This window comes from Pedobacter cryoconitis, assembly GCF_014207135.1.
GTDB lineage: Bacteria > Bacteroidota > Bacteroidia > Sphingobacteriales > Sphingobacteriaceae > Pedobacter > Pedobacter cryoconitis_D.
Window position 1 is genome coordinate 303,779 of sequence record NZ_JACHCC010000004.1, and the last position, 19,742, is coordinate 323,520.

Consider the following 19,742-nt stretch of genomic DNA (forward strand, 5'->3'; position numbering starts at 1 on the left):
GGTTGTATGTTGTGCGTTGCGGGTTTTACTTACAACATACAATGTACAACCCATAATTTTTTAGATAAAAACTTAAAAAAGAAAATAAAATGTCAGTACAAATTTCTGCAGCAGATGTAAACAAATTACGCCAACAGACCGGTGCCGGTATGATGGATTGCAAAAAAGCATTAATAGAGGCCAATGGCGATTTCGAAGCTGCGGTTGATTACTTACGTAAAAAAGGAGCTAAAGTTGCAGCAAGTCGTCAGGATCGTGATTCTAACGAAGGTGTTGTAATCGCAAAAGCTACAGCTGACGGAAAACGTGGTGTTGTAGTTGAATTAAACTGCGAAACTGATTTCGTGGCTAAAAATGCTGATTTCATCGCTTTAGCTAACAAATTCACTGATTTAGCTGTAGAGAAAAACCCAGCTACTTTAGAAGAACTTTTAGCTCTTGAAGTTGACGGTCAGAAAGTTTCTGATATCATCGTTGAAAACACTGGTAAAATCGGAGAGAAAATTGGTATCTCTAAATTTGAAACAGTATCAGGCGAAAAAGTTATCCCTTACATCCACAGTAACTACCGTTTAGGTGTTCTGGTTGCTTTAAACCAGGCAGTTGCTGGTGCTGACGAAGCTGGAAAAGATGTTGCAATGCAAATTGCTGCAATGAACCCGGTTGCTTTAGACAAAGCTGATGTAGATACACACACTATCGAGCGTGAAATGGAAATTGCTAAAGAGCAAATCCGTGCTGAAGGAAAACCTGAAGAAATGGTTGAAAAAATTGCTGCTGGTAAACTGAACAAGTTCTACAAAGACAGTACTTTATTAAACCAGGAATTTGTTAAGGATTCTTCTAAAGACGTTCGTAAATTTTTAAATGACACAGCTAAAGATTTAACTGTTACAGCATTTAAACGTGTTCAATTAGGATCATAGTTCCTTCATGATAAATTAAAAGGTCCCTTATTTTAAGGGACTTTTTTTTTGCCCTATATTTATGATGACTCTCAGCATAAATTATTCCGGAGATATATGATCGCAATTAAGAATTCAAAGTTTTTTAAAGATGGGCAACTGATTACTGATGCGAATGTTCTAATCGCAGAAGGGTTGATCCAGTCCATAACCACTGATATTATTCCGGCAGGATATGAAATTATCGATGGACAGGGGAATTACCTCAGCCCTGGTTTTATAGATCTTCAGATCTATGGGAGTGGTGGTAACCTGTTTTCTGCTTATCCTACTGTAGAAACATTAAGACAAATGGATGATGACCTGGTTCGTAAAGGAACAACAGGTTTCCTGGTTTGTTTAGCAACCAATACGATAGCCGTGTTTAAAGAGGCGATTGCTACCGCTAAAGCTTACAGGTCCGAAGCCCGTGCTTTCTTAGGTTTACACCTGGAAGGGCCTTATTTAAATCCAAAACGTCTGGGTGCCCATCCTGGTGAATTAGTCCATAAGGCGTCTCTGGAGGAAGTGAAAGACCTGCTTGAAGATGCCGGTGGAGTTGTTAAAATGATGACTATAGCGCATGAACTCCAGGACAAGGAGGTGATTGATTATATTCTGGGCCAGGGAATTGTATTGTCCCTTGGGCATAGCGATGCTAATTATGAACAGGCTAACCTGGCATTTAGCAGCGGTTTTACGACTACTACCCATTTGTATAATGCGATGCCCCCTATCCATCACCGGAACCTGAATTTACCTGCGGCTATATTTAATCACCCTGTCGCTATGGCCAGTATCATCGCTGACGGTGCCCATGTTGATTTTGAGGTCGTTAAGATGACCTACAAACTGATGCCGGAGAGGTTATTCCTGATTACGGATGCGGTTACCACTTGCATTGTAGGCCCCTATAAACACCAGTTAGGAGAAACAACCTATGTCATGCCCGACGGAACCATTTCGGGATCAAAAATTACCATGCTGGAAGCGGTTGATAACTGTGTTAAACATTGCGGGATACCGTTGGATGTGGCTTTAAATATGGCTTCGGAGCGTCCGGCAAGGCTGTTGAAACTCGGCGATAAATACGGTGGGGTCACTGTAGGGAAAGCAGCTGATTTAGTGTTATTAACGGATAAACTGGATTTAAGAAAGGTTTTTGTAGCTGGTTTAAACATTTCGGCTTAATAATTAAAACAAATGGTTATTTTTGGAGTCATGAAGTATAAAAGGATCCTACTCAAGTTAAGCGGCGAGTCGCTAATGGGCGAAAAGCAATATGGTATTGATAATGACATCGTAAAACAGTACGCTGAAGATATTAAAGCTGTTCATGCACAGGGACTGGAAATTGCTATAGTTATTGGTGGCGGTAATATTTTCAGAGGCCTGAGTGCAGAAAAATCCGGAATGGATCGTGCACAGGCTGATTATATGGGAATGCTGGCCACTGTGATCAACAGTATGGCTTTGCAGGATGCGCTGGAAAAAGTAGGACTTAAAACAAGATTACTTACTGCAATTAAAATGGAGCAGATCTGTGAACCATTTATCCGTAGAAGGGCTGTAAGACACCTTGAAAAAGGACGTGTAGTTATATTTGGTGCCGGTACCGGAAATCCATACTTCACGACTGACTCGGCAGCAGCATTGCGTGCCATTGAGATTAAAGCTGATGTCGTACTTAAAGGAACCCGTGTAGATGGTATCTATACAGCAGATCCTGAAAAAGATCCTTCAGCAACCCGTTACTCTGAGATTTCTTTCAAAGAGGTTTATGCAAAAGGTTTAAACGTGATGGACATGACCGCTTTCACCCTATGTGAAGAAAACGAATTGCCTATTATCGTTTTTGATATGAATAAAACCGGGAACTTTATGAAAATTGCTCAGGGAGAAGAGATCGGAACCCTTGTTAGAGGCTAAATTTAATACAAATATATTTTTTTGATAAAAAGCACAAATTATGAATGACCTCATAAAGAAACAATTACAAGATGCTCAGGCTACAATGGACAAGGCAATTGCACATTGTGAATCTGAATTGACCAAGATACGCGCGGGTAAAGCTTCAGTTGGTATGCTGGATGGAATTACGGTTGACTATTATGGAAGCGCTACTGGTTTAGGCCAGGTTGCAAGTTTGAATACACCTGATGCGCGTACTATATTAGTCCAGCCCTGGGAAAAAAATATGCTTGTTCCTATTGAACGTGCAATTATGGAGGCAAACATCGGTATTAATCCACAGAATGATGGTATTGTTATCCGTCTGGTAGTTCCGCCACTGACTGAAGAACGCAGAAAAGACCTGGTAAAAAAGGTTAAAGAAGAAGCTGAACGTGGTCGTATCACTATTCGTAACATCCGTAAAGATGCGAATGAGAAAATCAAAAAGCTGAAAGGTGAAAGTGTTTCTGATGACGAGATCAAAACTGGTGAAGCTGAAGTACAGAAAATAACAGATATCTATATTGTAAAGGTTGATAAACACGCCGAAGCAAAAGAAAAAGACGTAATGACTGTATAAGGTTATAACCTAAATATAATGTAAGCGTAATTAAAAGGGAATTTGGCAAAAGCTAAATTCCCTTTGTCTATTTTTGGGCTTTATTTTTTTTCTACATGAATTTACTCATCCAGTATCTAAAAAATTATAAATGGATTGTTTGCCTGGCATTGTTCCTTGCTGCTATTAACATCGGCTTTTCTTTACTGGATCCTTATATTACGGGCCGGATTGTAGACCGGTTCATTGAAAAAAAAGATGTACTGAGCCGTGATCAGTTTGTCTGGGGCGTTCTGGGGCTCATCGGATTGGGCGTTGGTGCGGCTATGGTTTCCCGTATTGCCAAGAATTTTCAGGATTATTTTACCAGCATCATCGTGCAGAAAGTTGGCGCACAGATGTATGCGGACGGTTTAAAACACTCGCTCGAATTGCCTTATCAGGTCTTTGAAGATCAGCGGAGTGGTGAAACACTGGGTATTTTACAGAAAGTAAGGCTGGACAGCGAAAAGTTTATCATTTCATTTATCAGTGTCTTGTTTGTAAGTCTGATCGGAATGGTTTTCGTCATTGTCTATTCGGTGACGGTAAGTTATAAAGTGACCCTTATTTATTTCCTGGCTATTCCTGTGATTAGCTTTGTCAGTTGGTTCCTGAGTCGTAAGATCAAGGTAATTCAACGGAATATTGTAGCGGAAACAACGGCATTAGCAGGCTCAACAACCGAATCCTTAAGAAATATAGAGCTGGTGAAGAGTCTTGGACTAGCCAATCAGGAAATTGACCGTCTGAATAAAACTACTTACAAAATACTGGGCCTTGAACTCCGGAAGGTAAAGTATGTGAGGAGCATGAGTTTTGTACAAGGTACAACAGTTAACCTGGTCAGAAGTGCGATGGTGGTTGTGCTGCTGATCCTCATTTTTGAGAATACGATTTCTGCGGGGCAGTATTTCTCCTTCTTATTTTATTCCTTTTTCCTTTTTGGCCCTTTACAGGAGTTAGGTAATGTGATTCTTTCCTGGAGAGAAGCAGAGGTCTCGTTAGGAAATTTCAGGAAGATCCTCAATACACCAGTGGATCAGAAACCTTTAAATCCTAAAATTCTTCATAAAATTGAATCGCTTGAGTTTTCGGGATTAAGTTTCAGACATCTTACCGGGAAATCAAATGCCTTAAATGAGATCAGCTTTAAAGTAAACGACGGTGAAACAATTGCCTTTGTAGGTCCTTCAGGTTCTGGTAAAACGACCCTGGTAAAGCTTCTTGTAGGTCTTTATCAGCCGGAGATCGGGGAAGTACTGTATAATAATATATCGAGCAGTGAGGTAGATCTGGATCAGTTAAGAGAGAAGATTGGTTTTGTTACCCAGGACACACAATTATTCTCCGGTACAATCAGGGAGAACCTACAGTTTGTACGCCCTGATGCTACAGATGAGGAGTGTTTAAGGGTAATGGAGCAGGCAGCCTGTCAAACGCTATTGTCCCGTGCGGATAAAGGACTGGATACGGTTATCGGCGAAGGTGGTGTGAAGGTTTCTGGTGGCGAAAAACAACGCTTGTCTATTGCCAGAGCTTTATTGCGCAGACCAGATATTCTTGTTTTTGACGAGGCGACCTCTTCACTCGATTCTTTAACAGAAGAAGAGATCACAGCGACCATCAGGGAGGTTTCAGACTTCACCAATCATATTACGATCCTCATTGCGCACAGGTTATCTACCATCCGCCATGCAGACCGGATCTACGTGCTGGAAAAAGGTCATATTATCGAACAGGGTAAACATGCTGAACTTTTAGCCGAAAAAGGGCTTTATTATGCCATGTGGCGTCAGCAGGTTGGAGAAAGATAAACCTCAGACAGTTTCTTCGTGTATGTCCTGAAGTGTGAGGCCAAGCAGGCTTTTGGTTTTGGTATAAGTAATACCGGCAATGACAATAGTCATACAGCCACCAAAAACTACCGCAGGCACCGTTCTCATCAGTTTTGCAGTTAATCCCGATTCAAAGGCTCCGATTTCATTAGAGGAGCCTATAAACATGCTATTGACAGCCGAGACCCTGCCACGCATTCTGTCCGGTGTTAATAATTGCATAATCGTAGACCTGATCAGGACACTGACACTGTCAAAAGCACCTTCGAGGAACAGGAATACCAAAGTCAGGTAGAAGTTCTTAGACAGGCCGTAACAGATAATACTGGTTCCGAAACCAACGACTGCAACCAGCAGGTTTCTCCATGGTTTGTTCATCGGCGATATCCTGGTCATGGCCAGCATCGTCAGAACTGCACCAGATGAGGCTGCTGCACGCATAAACCCAAGTCCTTCCGAGCCTACTTTTAAAATATCATTGGCAAAAACCGGTAGTAAAGCGACTGCACCCCCAAAAAACACAGAGAAAAGATCTAAACTCATTGCACCCAGCATCATCTTACTTTTAAAGACAAACTGGACACCTTCTGTCAGGCTTTTCAGGATACTTTCTTTGGGAATATATTTAGGTGGATGTGATTTCAGGAAAAATACGCAGACCAGTGCAATAAATATGAAGAATATAATCACCGTATAGGTTACTGTGATCCCGTAAAAGCCATAGATTAATCCACCGATGGCAGGGCCGACAATAGAAGCAGTCATATAAGAAGAGCTGTTCCAGGTACTTGAATTGGGATAGAGTTCTTTAGGAACGGTCTGTGCCATCAGCGAAAAGGTCGCCGGACTGAAAAACCCTCTGGCAATACCTATCCCAAATACCATAATATACATAATGGGAACTATATAGCTGGTCGGTACATAGGCATGCATCTGTTCTGAGGTAGAGACCAGCATGATGACCGAGCAGAGAAGAACACCCAGAAATATTTTCATTAGCAGACCTCTTTTTTCTGATTTATCTGCAACATATCCCCCATATAAAGCAATTCCAATAGCAGGAATAGCTTCGCAAAGACCAATAAGCCCAAGAGCAAGCGGATCTTTAGTCAGGTGGTAAATATGAAATCCTATAATTACTGCCTGCATCTGATAGGCAAAGGTGAAAAAGAAACGCATACCGAGGTAAGATCTGAATTCTCTGTAACGGAGGGCAGCGTAAGGGTCTTTTTTTTCTACGGTCGTGGGACTATCCAAAGGAAAATGGTTTTAAACAAATGTAAATCATAACAATACATTATGGAAATGTAATATTAAAAATGACAATTTAGTATCCGGCTCAGTTCTTCTGCTTTGTTAACTACCATGAAATGACCTCCATGCTCTATTTTTATATAATTTTTAATTGCTTTGACAGGAAATATTCTGTCTGATGTACCATGGATGTGAATGATGTCCTGCCGGATGTCCTCATTTTTCCATTGCATGAGCTGAGCTATTGCCCATAGCATAAATTTATTGTCAGTGTCCAGAATAATCTGATGAAGGAGCTTTGATTCTTCGGCAGATTGAGTACCGAAATAATAATCAGCTGTCAGGATATTAGTCCATTTAAGGAATCGGGCAGGAAACAGCTTGTAAATTCTGGTAAATGCTACTGAGGATAGTTGCCAGCTGAATTCGGCTGGTGATTTAACACTTGAAATGATAATTACCTTTTTACAGGGGACGATCCTGGAAATCTCCTGGGCAATGATGCCTCCAAAAGAGATTCCAACAAGAATAACTTCCCGGGTCAAGTCAATCTGAGCAGTTAATCTGCTGGCATAGGCTCTCAGTTCTTCATTCTGAAGAGGATCTACCCAGTTGATATAGATTTTTTCAATTCCCGGTAATTGCAGGAATTGAAAAACCCTTTGGTCAGCACCTAAACCACTTATAAAATATACTTTCATCTAAAAATGGTTAAGGTGCTGAATGAATTATTTAACCAGGTCGTAGAAATCCTGGTAAGCATGCTTCATGTTTTCGGCCTGATTGATTGCCGAAGATACAGCGATTCCGAATATGCCCGTTTCCATCAGGGCATCTACATCATTCAGTTTTACACCACCAACAGCTAATACCGGTAGATCAATCTCTTTTTCTTTTAATAGCGCAACGACCTCCTTATAGCCTTGCAGACCTAACCAGGGAGCATTGTTCGGTTTAGTATCGGTATGGCTGAATGGGCCGCAACCTGCGTAATCTGCACCTTCAGCGGCAAGTCTGATTAAGCCCTCCACGGTGTTTGAAGAACCTCCGATCGTGATATCTTCACCCAGTTGCGCGCGTAATGCGGTAAAATCCGCATCCATATCCTCGATGTGGAAACCCTGGATATCTGCTTTTCTGTTCAGGTGAATATGATTGGTCACGATCAGGGTTGCCCCCCAGTCATCACAGATTTCGGCAATAGTATTAATATCTTTTAAAAGAGCTTCGTCATCTTTCGTCAGGCAACGGTATTGAACCCATTTAGCTCCTGCTTCACAAGCTATCTGTGCCTGTTCTACATGTGTTAGGGTATCTATATCGTGAGTGATGAACTGAAGTTTCTCGATGAATTTTTTCATTATTTTAGAATTTAACATTCAAAGATAACAGGAAGTTTGTACCTGCCTGTGGAAAATAGAAGTTTTCGGTAGTCCGGTTGCCGCCACTTGTATAGCCATAGGTGTAACCATTACTTTCGTATTTCTTATTCAGGATGTTATTTGCTAATAAGCCAATATTCATATTCTTTACCCCTTTGAAACTAAAATCGTATCCTAAACGAAGATTGTTTACCCAGTACCCGTTTAATTTCCTGTTTTCGTTTTGTGTGTTGTCCATGTATTGTTTACTCACATATTTACTTTGCAGGGCGATAGCGAAACTAGTAAACGGTTTATAAACGAGTTCTCCGAAAAGTACGGCATCAGGAGAAAAAGAAATATTGGTGTTTTGATAGGTGATTAAATCATCTGTTTTAGTATCTGAATTGGGAAGATGTTCTATGAATGTTTTGATTTTATTCCGGCTCAGGGCTGCATTTGCATTTATTAAAAAATGTCTGCTGAGTGTATAGGAACCATCAAATTCAACGCCTGCCCTATAGCTGTCAGGTACATTCTGACGGATATTTCCACCTACATCCGTTATCTGACCGGTAATAACCAGCTGGTCCTTATAGAACATGCCATATACATTTATACCTGCACTATAATCCGTTCCTTTGATCCGGTATCCGGCTTCTACATTATACAAACGTTCAGGAACTGGTAATGCACCAGCTATGGCGTTGATATAATCATCCCGGTTTCCTTCTTTATTCGCTACACTAAAGGAAGCGTATATATTACTTTTCGGATCGACAAAATAAGTGGCCCCGATTTTCGGATTGAAGAAATTCCGGTTGTCGTGGATATCAACTGGTTTCCGGTTGTCATCCTGGCCGGTTATAGCATAAGTAAATCTTCTGTATTGCAGATCTGCAAACAAACTTAGTTTCTCTACAGGGCTGTAAGTTGCTTTAGCGTAGACATTAAAATCATTTTTATTTCCATCCCCATCATAATAATGATCAGAATTATTCAGTGTTGAAGAGACTTGTGACCAGGTCACCTGGCCAAAGTGTTTACCTCTGTACTGGTTATAAGCTCCACCCAGTGTAAAGGTTAAATTAGATTGCGCTTTGTAATTAAAACTATAGGTTGTTCCGTAAAAATTATTATTCAGCCAGCGTCTGCGTATCAGGTCGGTAGTCGTTACAGGTGCACCGTTAATCACCGGGTTTGCTAAACCATAGTCACTAAAAGCTTGTCCGGGTTTAAATTCCTCATAATATCCCCGGCCATAAGTATAATGTAATGCACCATTGAACGAAAATTTATCATTAAACTGTTTGGCATATAATACCTGATAGTGGTCCTGCCAGTAATTATCATTCTGGTCTTTATAAAGGAAGGAATTGTATTTCCGGCTGTCAGAATTCAGAAGGTTTGCCGCATCAGTTTCATTCAGGCCATTTCGTATGATGTAGTCATTCATTCCCTGTACGTCACCTCTTAATCTTGATTCAGGGACACCATTCCAGGACTGATACGTTTTTTCAGAACCTGAAAAAACATTGATACGGAGCAAGTCTGTTTTACCATGATAAGCACCAGAGAGGAAATATGATTTCAGCAGTGATGCACCGCGGTCTACAAAACCGTCCGATTGTATCCGGGACAGGCGGCCGTCAAAACTAAATTTATCATCGATCAGTCCGGTTCCGATTTTTACAGTGTTTTTTAAAGTATTGAAAGAGCCATAGGTATTATTGAGTTCAGCATAAGGTTCCAGGCCTGGTGCAGAGGTTTGTACATTTAAACTTCCACCAAATGCGCCCGCACCATTCGTTGAGGTACCCACACCCCGCTGGATCTGAATGCTTTCTACTGAAGAAGCAAAATCCGGCATATTTACCCAGAAGACTCCCTGGCTTTCAGAATCATTCAAAGGAATCCCGTTCACGGTTACATTCACCCTGGTTGCATCACTGCCCCGGATCCGGATACCTGTGTAACCTACACCACCTCCGGCATCTGAAGTGACTACCACACCTGGAGTATTGTTAATAATAAAAGGTAAATCCTGGCCAAAGTTGTTGGCAGTAACCTCCGACTTACTTAAATTTTTATAAGTGGTACCCGATTTTTCTGTCGCTCTGGTAGCCATGACAATGACTTCATCAGCCAGATAAGCCGATGAGACCAGGCTAAAATCAATTTGCTGATCTCCACTGATCTCAATGGTTTTCTGCTGGGTTTCATAACCGATGAAACTTACAGTAAGCGTATATTTTCCGGCTTTAATATTTTTTAACTGGTATTTTCCACCAGCAGAGCTATTGGTGTTTTTTCCAGCCCCTTTCAGGCTGATACTCGCTCCTGCTAAACTATTGTGTGTTGTTTTTTCGGAAACAGATCCTGAAATAGTGAATTGCGCATTGGCAAAAACAGGGAATAGGAACACAGTAATAACTGCGATCAGTAAAGTTTTCAATTTTTTATTGCTTTTTAGTAAAACCTGCTGTAAATAGGGCCCAATACAGCATAATTAAACTCCATAACTCCAATCCCTCCGCCGGCATTACCCGGATCAGGTGCATATTTGAATAACAGGATATAAACTCAGTATTCAAATAATGGGTATGATCTCAGCCTGTCTTTGTGTTTTTTACAAAACAAGGCACCCCTTTTGATGAAAGCAAAGGTATGCATTTTTTTACAGATAGCAATTCTTGGTGTTTAGCAGCTACTATACTTGCCCCAGAAAGTGATCTACGGCAGTAATTGCGTTTTGTAACCTGTCTTCAATACCGTTGATCAGGACATAATTCGCACCCAGGGCTTTTAATTCTTTATGCCATACAGACAGGAAATGTTCACGCATATGCGGGAAGTCACGCAGAGGATCTTCCTGCCAGGGTAAATCAATATCCAGCAATAAGTAAAGGTCGTAGGTTCTTTCCGGTAAAGCATCAAGGACTAGCTGTGCAGTCTCCCCTAACATTTCATCACTCCATATTTTGACTGTTAAAAAGGTGGTATCACAGAAAATGAGATCCTTTTCGGTAATGGCAAGGACTGATTCTTCAAGGGCAACCTGTCCATGGAACATGTTTATTTCATCCTGCATGGTACATGGGCTGGTCAGTGCTGCACAATAATAACGGGCAAATTCGGACACCCAAAGCGTACCGTAATGTTTGGCCAGGAGTTTTGTTATAGTTGATTTACCCGTGCTTTCCGGGCCGACAATTGCTATTTTTTTAATCATGACTGTTTTCAATAATATAGGTTTTCTTCCATCCCTGATAGCCTACCCATGCGATATAAACATATAATGCATACATAATCGCGGTCGCATACAGGTCTTTGGAAATATAAACACCGACATAAATAATATCTACAAAGATCCAGATCAGCCAGTTCTGTAATACTTTTCTGGCCAGGAATATCTGAGCGACCAGACTGCATGCCGTGCAGAAACTGTCCAGAAATGGATAAGATGCTTTGGTAAAGTAGTGAAGTAAGGTTCCTGGCAGTATGGTGAGTAGAATAACTGCAATTGCCGATAAGCCCATTTCTTTATTGGTAATAATACTGACTGGTCTGGAGGTTTCCGGGTTATTTCTGTTTTTGCTCCAGAAATACCAGCCATAGGCATTGGTAACCAGAAAATAGACCTGCAGGCCCATATCTGAATAGAGTTTGCTTTCAAAAAAAATGAAAATGTAAATCAGGACGCTGATGATAGCCAGAGGCCAGTTTAGAATATTATTTTTTGCTGCCAGCCAGACACAAAGGGTTCCGGTGATTACCCCGCACCATTCCAATGGAGTGGTGATGTTGAAAAAATGTATAATGCTCTCCCTGACCGCATCAGCTATTGTTACCATGCGCCAAATGTAATCAAAAAAAAATCCGGCAGGAGTGATCACCTACCGGATAATAAACCAAACAAAGATCTATATACCGTATTCATGGGCAACCTCAGGTTGCAGGATATATTTATTTTTTATTATTAGGCGAAGAACTGAAACTCAAAGAAGTTCTTACGCTTACATCTGTGGTTAAATTATCTCTTAATACATATTCCATACGTATTTTCAGACTGTTGCCTTTAATGTATTTATCAAGAAAACGGGAATTGTCAATATCTAGTACCAGTGAAGATCCTATATGTGCTGAAACATCATTTCTTGACGCAACCATGACTTCGCCGCTGTTCCCGTTGGAGACAAACATTTTTACAGACTTGAACATGCCCATACTTTTGTCATTTGGATCGGAGGCTATTACACGGGCCGAGGCAATTCTGACATCCCTGATATAGTCACTTCCACTCTGGTTTCCAAACACCTCATCAAAACTGCTAGCTGCACTGGTCACAGATAAAGTCGAATCTACTTTTGATGATTTAGGTACAACCAGTGTAGCTGTATATGGAAAACTGGACTTAATAATGGATTGAACTGTCCCGCATCCGCTAAATAAAACGGTAGCGGCAAGGACCGCAAATAGTAATTTCTTCATTCGTGTGTGAGTGTTTTTTGTAGTGTCAACCGGCGTTTCGCCTTTTCCATTAACGAACAAAAGTTGTTCCAAGTACAATCATTAAAATTAAAGAGGCTCTATTGTCAGGTAATCCGTGTTTTTAGTCCGGATTTCTCTAAATCTCTTTTAAAAAAAATCTGCAATATTACCACCTAATACTGTATCTTTGCATCCCGACAGAACAGTCGGGATTCTTTAGCAATAGCACATAAAATCTCGCCCAGCTATCAGGTCTTACAAGACGAACATTTTTTAACAAAACACTTTAGACTTTTTTAAAGCCTTATGCCTAAAGACACCTCTATACGTTCAGTATTGATTATCGGTTCCGGACCTATTATTATTGGCCAAGCCTGTGAGTTTGATTACTCCGGATCCCAAGCTGCCTTATCCTTAAAAGAAGAAGGAATTGAAGTTTCGATTATAAACTCCAATCCTGCGACTATTATGACTGATAAGGTCATTGCAGACCATGTTTATCTCAGACCTCTGACGGTAGATTCTATCGAACAGATCCTGATAGAACGGAAAATTGATGCAGTATTACCTACTATGGGAGGGCAGACTGCCTTAAACCTTTGTAAAGAAGCTGAAGAGCGTGGCGTTTGGGAAAAACACGGCGTTAGGGTTATCGGCGTTGATGTTGCTGCGATTGAAAAAACAGAAAACAGGGAAGCTTTCCGCCAGTTAATGGTAGATATAGGTGTGGGTGTTGCTCCATCGAAAATCGCAAACTCTTTCCTGGAAGGTAAAGAAGCTGCTCAGGAAATCGGTTATCCACTGGTTATCCGTCCTTCTTATACATTAGGTGGATCTGGTGGTGGTTTCGTGCATAAAAAAGAAGAATTTGATGCAGCCTTGAAACGTGGTCTTGAAGCTTCTCCAACGCACGAAGTATTAGTAGAAAAAGCAGTTTTAGGCTGGAAAGAATATGAGCTGGAGTTATTGAGAGACAGTAATGATAATGTGATTATCATCTGTTCTATCGAAAACTTTGACCCGATGGGTATTCATACTGGTGACTCGATTACAGTTGCACCAGCTATGACTTTATCTGATACCTGTTACCAGGATATGCGTAACCAGGCAATCAAAATGATGCGTGCAATTGGTAATTTCGCAGGTGGATGTAACGTACAGTTCTCTGTTAACCCTGATAACGATGACATCATTGCTATCGAGATTAATCCAAGGGTTTCCCGTTCATCAGCACTGGCGAGTAAAGCAACAGGTTATCCTATCGCAAAGATCGCTTCTAAGCTGGCAATTGGTTATAACCTTGATGAAATCGAGAATCAGATTACCAAAACTACTTCAGCTTACTTTGAGCCAACACTGGATTACGTAATTGTAAAAGTACCTCGCTGGAACTTTGATAAATTCAAAGGTGCCAATATGGAACTGGGTTTACAGATGAAATCTGTTGGTGAGGTTATGGCCATCGGCCGTAGTTTTATCGAAGCCCTGCAAAAAGCTTGTCAGAGTCTGGAGATCGGACGTGCAGGTTTAGGTGCTGACGGTAAACACAACAGAAGTATCGAGGAGATCATGTATGGTTTAGAGCATGCGAGCTGGAACCGTTTGTTCCTGATCAAGGATGCAATGAGCATGGGTGTTCCATTGGAGTCTATCCGTAAAGTAACTAAAATCGATAAGTGGTTCTTAGCACAGATACAGGAATTAGTGCATCTGGAAACAGAACTGAAACGTTATTCGTTAAATAATATACCAAAAGAATTCTTCTTCACATTGAAGCAAAAAGGCTTCTCTGATATTCAGATTGCTTACCTGTTGGGTAATGTAACTGAAGACGAAGTTTATAACCGCAGAAAGTCATTAGGTATCAGAAGGGTTTATAAAATGGTAGATACCTGTGCTGCTGAGTTTGCTGCACAGACCCCATATTACTACTCTACTTTTGAGGAGGAAAATGAGTCTGTACCTTCTGATAAGAAGAAAGTTATTGTATTAGGATCAGGCCCGAACCGTATCGGTCAGGGAATTGAATTCGATTACTCTTGTGTGCATGGTTTACTGGCAGCAAAAGAATGCGGATTTGAATCTATTATGATCAACTGTAACCCTGAAACGGTATCTACCGATTTCAATATGGCTGATAAATTATACTTTGAGCCAGTATTCTGGGAGCATGTACGTGAAATCATCGAACTGGAGAACCCGGTAGGTGTGATTGTACAGCTAGGTGGTCAGACTGCTTTGAAAATGGCAGAAAAACTGCATGAAAACGGAATCAAGATCATCGGTACTTCATACAATGATATGGATATCGCCGAAGACCGCGGCCGTTTCTCAGATCTGTTAAAAGAGCTTGATATTCCTTATCCTAAATATGGTGTGGCTGAAAATGCTGAAGAGGCTATTGTCGTAGCTAATGAAGTAGGTTACCCGGTACTGGTTCGTCCAAGTTATGTATTAGGCGGACAAGGAATGAGCATCGTAATTAACGATGAAGACCTGGAAAAAGCAGTAGTAAAATTATTGGGTGACCTGCCTGGTAACAGAGTACTGATTGACCATTTCCTGGACAGAGCAGAAGAAACAGAGTCTGATTCCATCTGTGATGGTGAGGATGTACATATCGTAGGTTTGATGGAGCACATTGAGCCGGCAGGTATCCACTCCGGAGATTCATTTGCCGTATTACCTCCATTCAGTCTTTCTGAGAAGGTAATGGAAAGCATGGAAACTTACTCTAAGAAAATTGCGAGAGCATTAAACGTAATTGGTTTACTGAATATACAGTTCGCTGTTAAGGATGAACAGGTATATGTGATTGAAGCGAATCCAAGAGCTTCCAGAACAGTTCCTTTTATCGCTAAGGCTTATGACGTTCCTTACATCAATATCGCCGCTAAGATCATGTTAGGTGTGAATAAACTGAAAGATTTCACGATCGAACGTAAACTGAAAGGTTATGCGATTAAAGAGCCTGTTTTCTCTTATGATAAATTCCCTGAAGTACCTAAAGAATTAGGTCCGGAGATGAAATCAACAGGTGAATCTATCCGGTTTATCAAAGATCTGGAAGATCCATATTTCAGAAAACTGTATAAAGACAAATCTATGTATTTATCGAAATAATATAATCTTTAAAATATCTGAGGCCTGTGTTGAAAAACACAGGCCTTTTTTTGTGACTATATATCTGGCAGTTCTGCTTTTTACATCGCCTCGAAATTCTCTGGGAGGGGTACGTTTCGGATATCAATTTCTTAATGTTTTATTATTCTTATTCTTTATGATTTGTGTATTAATTAATTTAATTTACGCTGCTATTAAACAGGTTATGGTTTTGTCGTGTTCAAAAATTGTAGCTGTTAAATTCTATTAATTATTCCAAAGATTAATGCCTCATGAGAAGATATTTATATTCCCCTGCCCTGATTTTTTGTGCTTTGTTTCTGGGCATTCATTCGAGTAAAGGACAGATGCCGAAGGACACAACATTGAATGCCTATACTAATCAGACCGAGATAAAGGCTGTCAGAAGTATTACACTACTTCCTGGTTTTACGATTCCAGCTGGCAAAACTGTGAGGATCTTTACCGGGATCAATTTTGATAACTGGGTGGCTTTATCCAGTAAGCCAAGTACTGACCAAAACTACATATTGGCGCGGGTCTTTAGAAGACCGGATATCAAGACTGATGCTGCGGCAAGTTCAAATAGCTATAATACTGCCGAGGTCAATCAGAGCATTCAGTATTTTGATGGATTGGGTCGTCCGATGCAAACTGTAATTATTCAGGGAAGCCCGGGTTTTGCTGATGTAGTGCAGCCGGTGACTTATGATGCTTTTGGCAGGGAGGATAAGAAATATCAGCCTTATGCTATTACTAGTAACGGTGGTGCTTACCGCAGCGATGCATTGACGGGGCTGACTGCTTTTTATGCTACACCTACTGCTGGAATTGCTGCAACTGGTTATCCTTATGGGCAGACTGTTTTTGAACCCTCTCCACTGAACCGGGTTGTTGAACAAGGGGCACCTGGTGCTGACTGGCAGCCTGTTTCCGGAAGTAATACCGGGCATACGCAGAAAATAGAGTATGGAACGAATGCGGCTGATGATGTGAAGCTTTGGACGATTACGACAACCGGAGCTTCAGGAACAACCAATTATGGGGTGGGTAAATTATACAAAACTACCTCCAAAGATGAAAACTGGAAAGCTGCGGATTTAAAAGCTGGTTCAACGGACGAATATAAAAATTTTGATGGTCTGGTAATTCTGAAACGGGTTTGGGAAACTGATACCAAAAGTCTTTCTACTTATTATGTTTATGATGATTTGGGTAATCTACGTTATGTATTACCTCCGGCAGTGAATGAAAACGGACAGAGTAACATAAGTAGTTTTGCGGAAAGTGATGATGTTTTTAAGCAGTTTATTTATGGTTATCATTATGATGGACGTCGGCGTTTAGTTGAGAAACAGGTGCCAGGTAAGGACTGGGAGTACCTGGTTTATAATAGTTTGGATCAGGTTGTCCTGACGCAGGATGCTAATGGAGGCGCAGCTAAGCAGTGGATATTCACTAAATATGATGCTTTAGGCAGAGTGGTGATTTCAGGGTTATACACTAAAGATATTAAAAGGGCTGCTTTGCAGGACCTTGTAACGGCTCAGAAAGTACTCTGGGAAAACAGAATAGCCAGTGGTGATATCGGTTATGATAATCTCTCTTTTCCGCTGGCCTCAGATATAAGTTCTTATTATGTGATCAATTATTATGATGATTACAGTTTCCCATTGGTGGGCACCTTCGGTCAGCCATCGGGAAACCAAATGGGAGCAGAACGGACTAAATCATTGATGACAGGGACCAGGATAACTACATTGGGTACAAGTAATATGTTGCTTTCTGTTTACTACTATGATGGAGAAGGCCGTCTTGTACAGACTAAGCGTGAAAATCATCTGGGTGGGACAGATATCGTTGATAATGCATACAACTTTGCAGGCGAACTCACAGAGAGTACACGTAATCACACAATCAAGGGGCAGGCAGCCACAGTAATTGCCAATCGCTATTTCTATGATCATATAGGGCGTAAAATTGCTACATCAGAAAGTATCAATGGACAACCCGAAATAGTCCTGAATAAATTGGATTATACTGAAACCGGGCAGGTAGTGACTAAACAGCTGCATAGTACTGACAATGGAGGTTCTTATCTGCAAACAATCACTTATGGATATAATGAAAGAGGTTGGCTGAATAAAAGTGCGAGTGATTTATTCAACATGCAGTTGAAGTACAATGAAGGGGATAAACCACAATGGAATGGTAATATTTCCAAGCAGCTTTGGGGAAGGGCAAAAGATAATTTAGACAATAATTTTATTTACAGTTATGATAAACTAAATAGGCTGACTGATGCGACTTCAACAAATCTTGCGGAAATTATCAGTTATGATGTAAATGGGAATATCAAAACACTGACCAGAAATGGACTGCTGAATACTTATAGTGGTTATACTGGTAACCAGCTGACTAAGATAACTGGTTTTACCAATAGTGCTTATGGTTATGATGCGAATGGTAATTTGAACAATGACAGTGAGAAAAACATTAAACTGACTTATAATTACCTGAACTTACCACAGACTATCACAGGCAGTCAGAATTTAAGTTATACATATGATGCTGCTGGTAATAAGTTAAAGAAAACTGGTGGTTCAGTGACTACGGATTACATTGGTGGGATCCAGCATAAAGGTGATGGAACTATCGATATTATTACTACTGAAGAGGGGTTGGTAAGAAACAATGGAGGAATCTATAGCTATGAATATACGCTGACTGATCATCTGGGAAATAACAGGGCAACATTTTATAAAAATCCATCAGCAAGTATTGAGGTTTTGCAAAAGGATGATTATTTTGCCTTTGGTTTAAGGAAGGCTGTTCTGACAGCTTCAAATGATAATAAGTACCTTTATAATGGGAAGGAGTTGCAGGATGAATTAGGGCAGTATGATTATGGAGCGAGGTTTTATGATCCGGTTATTGGAAGGTGGACAAGTGTAGATCCCCTGGCGGAGAAATCGAGGCGTTTTTCTCCATACACTTATGTTGAAAATAATCCTATCAGGAATATTGATCCTGACGGAATGGCTACTTACCCGATAATTACAATTACTAACCAGGTGATTGGAAGAACTAAGCAAACTGTTGCGGGTTATTCAAGTAGGTATAGTAATAACTCTAAAGTGGCGACTACAACTATTAATGTGTATAGGGCAGTAGTTACAGATACAGAAGATGCAAGTTTTCACATGGAATTTGGGGTGACGAGAGCTGGCTATGCTGTTACCAAGAGCGATTACTCAAATGCGTATAAAGAGAATGGAAATGGCGATGGTCCAAGAACCGCTACCAATGTAGGGTTTGTGCCGGCTGTGGGAAGTTCAAAAACTTATGATGCAGAACCTGTGCAGGTTGCGGGGTTGCCTGCCTTAAAATTAACACAAAATGGAAGTGACAAACTGCCGTCAGCAGATCGATCTGCTGCCGTAGAGGCAGAGGTACCAGGAGCACATACGAATTATGTTACAGGTGAAGAAATGCATGTTGGAGGATATTATGTTACCCCTAATGGTAATACTAATGTTGCAATGGCATATGGTTGTTTTGGAGTAGTTAATCCAAATAATTCATCGTCAAATCCATCAAACAGTACAGTGACCAGTGTTGTTAATTCAATTGTTAATCAGGCAAATAATAGTCAAACTGATCCGGGAAAAATACAGGTAGTTGTGCAGGGTACATCGTCAGACCCTACACGTAAAACAGTTACACCATGAGTAAATTAATTCTTTATATACCAGTAGGGTTATTGTTGTTTATTGGACAATGTCTATCCACTAAGATAGAAGTCGTTAGCAAAGCGACCTCTATCTTAGTTAAACCGGGCTATGCGCTAAAGGAAGATGATAGTACATTTAACTATCAAGGGAATAAATATCTCATTGTAACCGATGAGATATTTGACGAGAAGGGAAATATTATTAGCGCATCAGTGGCAGGAGATGTTGGATATTCGACCTATACGAAGCAAGACTTTAATAAGCACAAAAATCTAATAGATGATTACTCCTTTACTAATGTCATTAATGTCCAGTTGATCAAGAATGACACTATACTCGTCAATGGGAGCAAAATTATAACTAAAGGGATTGATCGTTTAAATAAAGCGATATATTACAATCTTAAAAGCAGAGATACATTGTATCGGATTACTTATAAGTAATCC

15 protein-coding genes and 1 riboswitch are annotated in these 19,742 nt (G+C 40.5%); of the genes, 8 read left to right on the forward strand and 7 right to left on the reverse strand.

Annotation, left to right across the window (positions count from 1 at the left end; translation table 11 throughout):
* Nucleotides 1–89 precede the first annotated feature (89 nt).
* The 5 genes from tsf (at nt 90) to HDF25_RS09010 (ending at nt 5,312) form a co-directional block, all read left to right on the forward strand.
* A complete protein-coding gene (gene tsf / locus HDF25_RS08990; protein ID WP_183880509.1) occupies nt 90–926 on the forward strand; it encodes a translation elongation factor Ts in 837 nt (278 codons plus the stop codon).
* 96 nt (nt 927–1,022) lie between these two features.
* Nucleotides 1,023–2,135, forward strand: a complete 1,113-nt coding sequence (gene nagA / locus HDF25_RS08995; RefSeq protein WP_184624410.1) for an N-acetylglucosamine-6-phosphate deacetylase — start codon at nt 1,023–1,025, stop codon at nt 2,133–2,135.
* 30 nt (nt 2,136–2,165) lie between these two features.
* On the forward strand, nt 2,166–2,873 hold the full coding sequence (pyrH, locus tag HDF25_RS09000; protein ID WP_184624411.1) for a UMP kinase: 708 nt from the start codon (nt 2,166–2,168) through the stop codon (nt 2,871–2,873).
* 40 nt (nt 2,874–2,913) lie between these two features.
* Nucleotides 2,914–3,477 (forward strand): ribosome recycling factor, encoded by a 564-nt coding sequence (gene frr, locus HDF25_RS09005; RefSeq protein ID WP_184624412.1) that lies wholly within the window; start codon nt 2,914–2,916, stop codon nt 3,475–3,477.
* Between the two features lie 95 nt (nt 3,478–3,572).
* Nucleotides 3,573–5,312, forward strand: a complete 1,740-nt coding sequence (locus HDF25_RS09010; RefSeq protein ID WP_184624413.1) for an ABC transporter ATP-binding protein — start codon at nt 3,573–3,575, stop codon at nt 5,310–5,312.
* Nucleotides 5,313–5,315: 3 nt separating this feature from the next.
* Here the strand turns inward: HDF25_RS09010 and HDF25_RS09015 are convergent, their stop codons facing one another.
* The 7 genes from HDF25_RS09015 to HDF25_RS09045 all read right to left on the reverse strand — a co-directional run bounded on the left by HDF25_RS09015 (nt 5,316) and on the right by HDF25_RS09045 (nt 12,439).
* On the reverse strand, nt 5,316–6,590 hold the full coding sequence (locus HDF25_RS09015; RefSeq protein ID WP_184624414.1) for an MFS transporter: 1,275 nt from the start codon (nt 6,588–6,590) through the stop codon (nt 5,316–5,318).
* A 56-nt stretch (nt 6,591–6,646) separates the two neighbouring features.
* The gene (locus tag HDF25_RS09020; RefSeq protein ID WP_184624415.1) at nt 6,647–7,288 is read right to left on the reverse strand and encodes an alpha/beta hydrolase; all 642 of its coding nucleotides are present in this window, start codon (nt 7,286–7,288) and stop codon (nt 6,647–6,649) included.
* 27 nt (nt 7,289–7,315) lie between these two features.
* Complete coding sequence (locus tag HDF25_RS09025; protein WP_184624416.1) at nt 7,316–7,948, reverse strand: thiamine phosphate synthase; 633 nt, start codon at nt 7,946–7,948, stop codon at nt 7,316–7,318.
* A 4-nt stretch (nt 7,949–7,952) separates the two neighbouring features.
* Nucleotides 7,953–10,403, reverse strand: a complete 2,451-nt coding sequence (locus tag HDF25_RS09030) for a TonB-dependent receptor (RefSeq protein WP_184624417.1) — start codon at nt 10,401–10,403, stop codon at nt 7,953–7,955.
* A 56-nt stretch (nt 10,404–10,459) separates the two neighbouring features.
* Nucleotides 10,460–10,607, reverse strand: a riboswitch (TPP riboswitch).
* Nucleotides 10,608–10,658: 51 nt separating this feature from the next.
* The gene (locus tag HDF25_RS09035) at nt 10,659–11,180 is read right to left on the reverse strand and encodes an AAA family ATPase (RefSeq protein WP_184624418.1); all 522 of its coding nucleotides are present in this window, start codon (nt 11,178–11,180) and stop codon (nt 10,659–10,661) included.
* Nucleotides 11,173–11,802, reverse strand: coding sequence for a nicotinamide riboside transporter PnuC (gene pnuC / locus HDF25_RS09040; RefSeq protein ID WP_184624419.1), 630 nt, complete (start codon nt 11,800–11,802; stop codon nt 11,173–11,175). Before pnuC ends, HDF25_RS09035 begins: the two co-directional genes overlap by 8 nt.
* A 112-nt stretch (nt 11,803–11,914) precedes the next feature.
* On the reverse strand, nt 11,915–12,439 hold the full coding sequence (locus HDF25_RS09045) for a hypothetical protein (RefSeq protein ID WP_184624420.1): 525 nt from the start codon (nt 12,437–12,439) through the stop codon (nt 11,915–11,917).
* A gap of 306 nt (nt 12,440–12,745) precedes the next feature.
* On the opposite strand from HDF25_RS09045, the gene carB reads away from it, so the two are divergent.
* The 3 genes from carB (at nt 12,746) to HDF25_RS09060 (ending at nt 19,739) form a co-directional block, all read left to right on the forward strand.
* Nucleotides 12,746–15,562: a carbamoyl-phosphate synthase large subunit gene (gene carB, locus HDF25_RS09050; RefSeq protein ID WP_184624421.1), complete on the forward strand. Its 2,817-nt coding sequence runs from the start codon at nt 12,746–12,748 to the stop codon at nt 15,560–15,562.
* Between the two features lie 272 nt (nt 15,563–15,834).
* Nucleotides 15,835–19,293, forward strand: a complete 3,459-nt coding sequence (locus HDF25_RS09055) for a DUF6443 domain-containing protein (RefSeq protein ID WP_184624422.1) — start codon at nt 15,835–15,837, stop codon at nt 19,291–19,293.
* Nucleotides 19,290–19,739 (forward strand): hypothetical protein, encoded by a 450-nt coding sequence (locus tag HDF25_RS09060; protein WP_184624423.1) that lies wholly within the window; start codon nt 19,290–19,292, stop codon nt 19,737–19,739. Before HDF25_RS09055 ends, HDF25_RS09060 begins: the two co-directional genes overlap by 4 nt.
* The last annotated feature ends 3 nt before the right edge of the window (nt 19,740–19,742 follow it).